Source organism: Microbacterium sp. UBA1612, assembly GCF_002321605.1.
GTDB classification, from domain to species: Bacteria; Actinomycetota; Actinomycetes; order Actinomycetales; family Microbacteriaceae; genus Microbacterium; species Microbacterium luteum.
Map to the genome: position 1 here is coordinate 51,315 of NZ_DCMW01000008.1, position 6,036 is coordinate 57,350.

5 protein-coding genes are annotated in these 6,036 nt (G+C 68.5%); all 5 read right to left on the minus strand.

Annotated elements, in window-relative coordinates:
• Nucleotides 1-17: 17 nt before the first annotated feature.
• From pgl to tal, 5 genes are read right to left on the minus strand one after another with little or no spacing between them, the layout of a single operon-like run.
• On the minus strand, nt 18-791 hold the full coding sequence (gene pgl / locus B3S45_RS04635; protein ID WP_194383208.1) for a 6-phosphogluconolactonase: 774 nt from the start codon (nt 789-791) through the stop codon (nt 18-20).
• Nucleotides 784-1,737, minus strand: a complete 954-nt coding sequence (locus B3S45_RS04640) for a glucose-6-phosphate dehydrogenase assembly protein OpcA (protein WP_194383207.1) — start codon at nt 1,735-1,737, stop codon at nt 784-786. Before B3S45_RS04640 ends, pgl begins: the two co-directional genes overlap by 8 nt.
• Nucleotides 1,734-3,284, minus strand: a complete 1,551-nt coding sequence (gene zwf / locus B3S45_RS04645; protein ID WP_194383206.1) for a glucose-6-phosphate dehydrogenase — start codon at nt 3,282-3,284, stop codon at nt 1,734-1,736. The genes B3S45_RS04640 and zwf overlap by 4 nt, the downstream gene beginning before the upstream one ends.
• Nucleotides 3,285-3,296: 12 nt before the next feature.
• Nucleotides 3,297-4,919, minus strand: coding sequence for a glucose-6-phosphate isomerase (locus tag B3S45_RS04650; RefSeq protein ID WP_194383205.1), 1,623 nt, complete (start codon nt 4,917-4,919; stop codon nt 3,297-3,299).
• A 1-nt stretch (nt 4,920) separates the two neighbouring features.
• Complete coding sequence (tal, locus tag B3S45_RS04655; protein WP_194383204.1) at nt 4,921-6,033, minus strand: transaldolase; 1,113 nt, start codon at nt 6,031-6,033, stop codon at nt 4,921-4,923.
• Nucleotides 6,034-6,036: the final 3 nt, after the last annotated feature.

A 6,036-nucleotide genomic window follows, 5' to 3' on the forward strand; every position in this document is an offset into this window, starting at 1 on the left:
GCGCCTCTTCTGTCGGATCAGTACTCCCGGTCGATCAGCTCCGGGGGGACCTGCGCGGCTGCCGCCTGATCCACGAAGAACACGGTTCGTCCGCGACCCTTCGCACCGGCGGCGGGGACGCTCGTGTAGCTCGCACCGGCGAGGGCCAGACCGAGAGCAGGGGCTTTGTCGGGCCCCGCCATCACCATCCACACGCGCTGAGATGAGTTGATGACCGGGCGTGTCATGGTCAGACGGACGGCAGGCGGCTTGGGGGAGTCCGTCACCCCGACGACCGCCCGGTCCACGATGAGAATCTCGGGCCTGTCCGGGAAGAGCGATGCGATGTGACCGTCGGGTCCGACACCCAGGAAAGCGATGTCGAAGCGTGGCCAGAGCTGGCCATCGGCGGCGAACGTCGCGAGATCGTCCGCGTATGCCGCGGCCGCGCCTTCGAGATCGTGCAGACCATCGCTGGAAGCCATCGCGTGCACGTTCTCGAGCGGAACGTCGATGTGGTCCAGAAGGGCCTCACGCGCCTGCGTCTCGTTGCGCTCCGGGTCGCCGCGAGGCAGGAAGCGCTCGTCGCTCCACCAGACATGGACCCGCGACCAGTCGATCCCCTGCGCCTGCTCCCGGGCCGCGGCGAGGACCCGCCCGCCCATCGAACCCCCGGTGAGCGAGATGTGCGCCGTGGCGCCCTCGTCGATGCGCTTGCGCAGCCGGTGAAGGAATCGATCGGCTACGGCGTGCGCGAGAGCGTCGGGATCTGCGGCGATCACGACGCTCTTCTCGACGAGATGCTCAGTCATGCAGACCCTTCGATGGTCGGTCCAAGCGCGTCCACCCTTCGGTGATGACCCGACCGTACAGCACGTCGGCGTCCAGACGCCTCAGCTCCTCGGCCAGGCACTCTCGAAGCGTGCGGCGCGGGAACGCGAGCTCGTGGGTGGGCTGCCCCGGCTGAGTCAGGACAGCCACGCCGGATTCGGGACGCTCGAGCGTGACCTCGCCGCTCTCTCGGACGAGAGTCACGTTCTTGATCCCGTGAGGCCAGTCGGCGGGGTCGAGGTAGCCCCAATCCACCGGTACGTCGAGGGCGAGCCGGAGCCAGGCGGCGAGCAGCGCGGTGGACGGCGAGTCGGCGGCGCCCCGCACCCGGACGGACGTCACCGGCTCGTAGGGCGGCTGGTCCAGGATCGCGGCCAGCTGCTCGCGCCAGCGCGTGAGGCGTGTCCACGCGAGGTCGGTGTCACCGGGGGCATAGTGCTCGCCCAGCGACGCGACCCATGCCGCGGGGTCGGACTTGGTCGCCGCGTCGGTGATCCGTCGCTGCGCGATGCGGCCGATCGAGGTCTCCGAGACGTGTTCGGGCGTCTGATTCGGCCACCAGACGACGACGGGCGCATCCGACAGCAACAAGCCGGTCACGAGGCTCTCGAGGTTGGAATCGCCCGCTTCGCCGTGTGCATGCAGCGTCACGACCTCACTCGCGCCGGCGTCGCCGCCGACGCGGATCTGTGCGTCGAGGCGCGGTTCCTCGTCGTCATCGGCGTTGATCATCAGCACGATCACGCGCATCGGGTGTTCGCGGGACGCGTCATTGGCGGCGTCGATGGCCTCTTCCATCGCGGCCTCGCGCGTGACGATCACGAGCGTCAGAACGCGACCGAGCGCGACGGCGCCGCCTTCCTCGCGGACGCTGACCAGCGCGCGGCTGATCTTGCTGACGGTGGTGTCGGGCAGATCGATGATCACGGGCGCCTCCAAGTGCGGCCATCGCGGGCGAGGAGCTCATCGGCCGATGCCGGGCCCCACGATCCGGGAGCGTATTGTTCGACGGGACCGCCCTGCGACTCCCAGAACGCCTCGATGGGGTCCAGGATCTTCCAGGACAGCTCCACCTCTTCGTGGCGGGGGAACAGGGGCGGGTCGCCGAGAAGAACGTCGAGGATCAGCCTCTCGTAGGCTTCGGGACTCGCTTCCGTGAACGCGTGACCGTAGCCGAAGTCCATCGTCACGTCGCGCACCTGCGCGCCGGCGCCGGGCACCTTCGATCCGAAGCGGATCGTCACGCCCTCGTCGGGCTGGACTCGGATGACCAGAGCGTTCTGACCCTGTCCCGAGGTCTGCGAACGAGTGAAGAGCAGTTCCGGAGCGCGCTTGAACACGACGGCGATCTCGGTGACGCGGCGGCCGAGACGCTTGCCCGTGCGGAGGTAGAACGGAACCCCGGCCCAGCGGCGTGTGTTGATGCCGAGGGTGATGGCGGCATAGGTCTCGGTGGTCGACTGCGGATTCATGCCGTCTTCCTCGAGGAAGCCGAGAACCTTCTCGCCGCCCTGCCAGCCTCCGGCGTACTGGCCGCGTGCCGTGGAGGTCTCGAGGTCGTCCGGGAGGGTGACCGCTGCGAGCACCTTCTCCTTCTCGGCGCGCAGGTCAGCGGCGTTGAAGGTGATGGGCTCCTCCATCGCGGTGAGCGCGAGGAGTTGCAGCAAGTGGTTCTGGATGACGTCGCGCGCCGCGCCGATCCCGTCGTAGTAGCCGGCCCGGCCGCCGACGCCGATGTCCTCGGCCATCGTGATTTGCACGTGGTCGACGTAGTTGCGATTCCAGATCGGCTCGTAGAGCTCGTTGGCGAAGCGCAGCGCCAGGATGTTCTGGACCGTCTCCTTGCCGAGGTAGTGGTCGATGCGGAAGATCGAGTCCGCGGGGAACGCGGAGCGCAGGGCATCGTTGAGTTCCTGGGCGGAATCCTGGTCGTGGCCGAACGGCTTCTCGATCACGACGCGTCGCCAGCGATCGGGTCGGTCGGCGGTGTCGTCGACGAGTCCCGACTTCTTGAGCTGTTCGGCGACGACCGGGAACGCCTTGGGCGGGATGGACAGGTAATACGCGTGGTTGCCCATCGTGCCGCGCTCGATGTCGAGCTTCTCGACCGTCTCGCGCAGACGCACGAAGGCGTCGTCGTCATCGAACTCGCCGGGCACGAAACGGATGCCCTGCAGCAGCTGCTGCCAGGTCTCCTCACGGAACTCGGTGCGCGCATGAGCGCGAACGGCCTCGTGCACGACCTCCGCGAAGTCCTGGTCCTCCCAGTCGCGTCGGGCGAACCCGACGAGGGCGAAACCCGGAGGGAGCAGTCCCCGATTGGCGAGGTCGTAGACCGCGGGCATGAGCTTCTTACGGGAGAGGTCTCCCGTCACGCCGAAGATCACGAGCGCGCTCGGACCGGCGATGCGGTTCAAGCGGTGATCTTCAGGGTCGCGCAGGGGATTCTGCGCGCGTGAGATCTGGGCCGTCATTCGATTGTTCTCCTATTGCGCCGCTTCGAAGAGCGACATCACGTCGACCTGGGGATCGGTGAGCGTCAGGGTGACGACCGGACGGCCGTGCCCTTCGGCGAGGACGGTGGCGTCGCCGACTGCCTGTGCGTGGATGAGCTCCCCGAAGGTGAAGGGGCGCCCGGGGATCTCGAGGTCGACGTCGGTGCTCTCGAGGATCTGCAGGAAGACCCCGCGGGCGGGACCGCCCTTGTGGAACTGGCCGGTCGAGTGCAGGAACCGCGGACCCCATCCGAACGTCGTCGGTCGGCCGGAGTCGGCCGCGACAAGTTCGCGCAGCCCCTCGATCGGTGCGTACTCCAGACGATCGACGTAGGCGTGTATCGCGACATAGCCGTCGCCCGGCACACGCGACCAGAGGGCGTCGAGAACGCCGGCAATCGTTCCGGGAGCGGCCAGTACGGGATCGGACACGCGAACCTCGACGCCGTCGGCGACGAACGCCGGGGCGATCGACGGGGGTCGCTCGTCGAGCAGCCCGCGGGCCGCGGCTTTGGCCGATTCGACGTCGGGCTGATCGAACGGGTTGATTCCGAGCAGGCGTCCGGCGATCGCGGTGGCATATTCCCATACGACGAACTGGGCGCCGAGGGAACCGCTCACGAGCACCTCGCCGTGATGGTGCTCGAAGAGGTGGAACTCCGCCGCGTCATCGACGAGTCTCACGACCTGCAGATCCTCTGGCCGGGTTTCGAGCTCGGGGGAGACGGGCAGGAGCGGGACCGGGAGGATGCCCGTCCCCTGCTTTCCGGTGGACTCGGCGATCAGCTGCTCGATCCACTCGGGCAGCCCGACGATGTGGGTCCCGTCCGTGACGAGCCCGAGCTTGTCCCGGCGCGGCTCGCCGCCGGCGATCGCGGCCGCGAGAACGAGCGCGGGGTTCCCGGGGTCGTCAATCGCGACTTCGAGCAGCGTGGCCTCGGCTTCATCGAGCAACTCGACGATGTCGACCCCGGCCAGTCCGGCGGGAACCAGCCCGAAGGCGGTCAACGCCGAGTATCGACCGCCGACCGTGGGGTCGGCCGTGAACGTGCGATAGCCCGCGGAGCCGGATGCCGCCTCGAGGGGCGAGCCGGGGTCGGTGACGACCACGATGCGCTCCGCCGGATCGATGCCGACGTCTCGGAAGGCCGCGTCGAAGGCCCGGAGTGCCGAGTCGGTCTCGATGGTCGACCCCGACTTGCTCGAGACGACCAGCACCGTTCGGTCGAGGCCGCCCGCCTCGGCATCACCGTCGATGGCGGCGAGCACCTGCCCCGGCGCCGTGGAGTCGAGGATCGTCAGCGGAACGCCGGCCGTCTGCGCGATGACCTCCGGTGCGAGGGAGGAGCCGCCCATGCCGGCGAGCACGATGCGGGTCGTCCCGTGCGCCACGAGTTCCTCGCGCAGGGCGAGGATCTCGGGGACGAGCGGACGCGATGTGCTGACGGCCTGGACCCACCCCAGCCGGCGGGACGCCTCAGCTTGCGCCGTGGCACCCCACAGACTGTCGTCACCGGCCGTCAGGGCCGAGGCGACGAGGCTCGAGACGAGACCCGGAAGGGTCCTCTCGACCGCCTCCTCGACATGTCCGGAGAGGTGGAGGTGAAAGCTCACCTCAGGCCTCTGCGGCCTCGGAGAGAGCAGCCTTCACGGTCTCCTGCAGCTCACGCCACGACGCGACGAACTTCTCGACGCCCTCGTCCTCCAGGACCTGCGTGACGTCGGCGAAGTCCACGCCTGCGGCCTCGAGCTGCGAGAAGTAGTCGTGCGACTCCGCGTAGGCGCCGGTCACGGTGTCGCCGGTGATCTCCGCGTGGTCGAAGGTGGCCTCGAGGGTCTTCTCGGGCATCGTGTTGACGGTTCCCTTGGCCACGAGCTCCGTGACATAGAGGGTGTCCGGCAGGGCCGGGTCCTTCACACCCGTCGATGCCCACAGGGGGCGCTGCACGGTGGCGCCGGCCTCCAGCAGGGCCTTGGCGCGGTCCGAGGCGAACTTCTTCTGGAACAGCTCGTAAGCCAGACGCGCGTTCGCGAGACCGGCCTTCGACGACAGCGAGGAGGCCGCGTCGGTGCCGATGGCCGCGAGGCGCTTGTCGACCTCGGTGTCCACGCGGGAGACGAAGAACGACGCCACCGACTGGAGGGTGGAGATGTCGTGCCCGGCCGCCTGCGCCTTCTCCACTCCGGCGAGGTAGGCGTCGATGACCTCGTCGTAACGCTCGAGGCTGAAGATGAGGGTCACGTTGACGCTGATGCCTGCTCCGATCACCTCGGTGATCGCCGGGAGGCCGGCCTTCGTCGCGGGGATCTTGATGAGCACGTTGGGGCGGTCCACCTTCGCCGCGAGCTTCTTGGCTTCCGCGACGGTGGCATCGGTATCGTGCGCGAGCTCGGGGGAGACCTCGATCGATACGCGTCCGTCGACGCCGCCGGTCGCGTCGAAGACCGGACGGAAGACATCCGAGGCGGCCTGCACGTCGTCGGTGGTGATCTCGAAGATCGCCCGTTCGACGTCGGCCCCGTCCTTGGCGAGCACGGAGACCTGGCCGTCGTAGGACTCGCCCTTGGCGAGCGCCCCCGCGAAGATCGTCGGGTTGGTCGTGACGCCGGTCACGTTGCGCGTGATGATCAGGTCGGCGAGGTTGCCGCTGGTGATGCGCTGACGAGACAGGTCGTCGAGCCAGATGCTGACGCCCTCTTCGACAAGGCGTGCGGTGGGGGTGCTCATGCG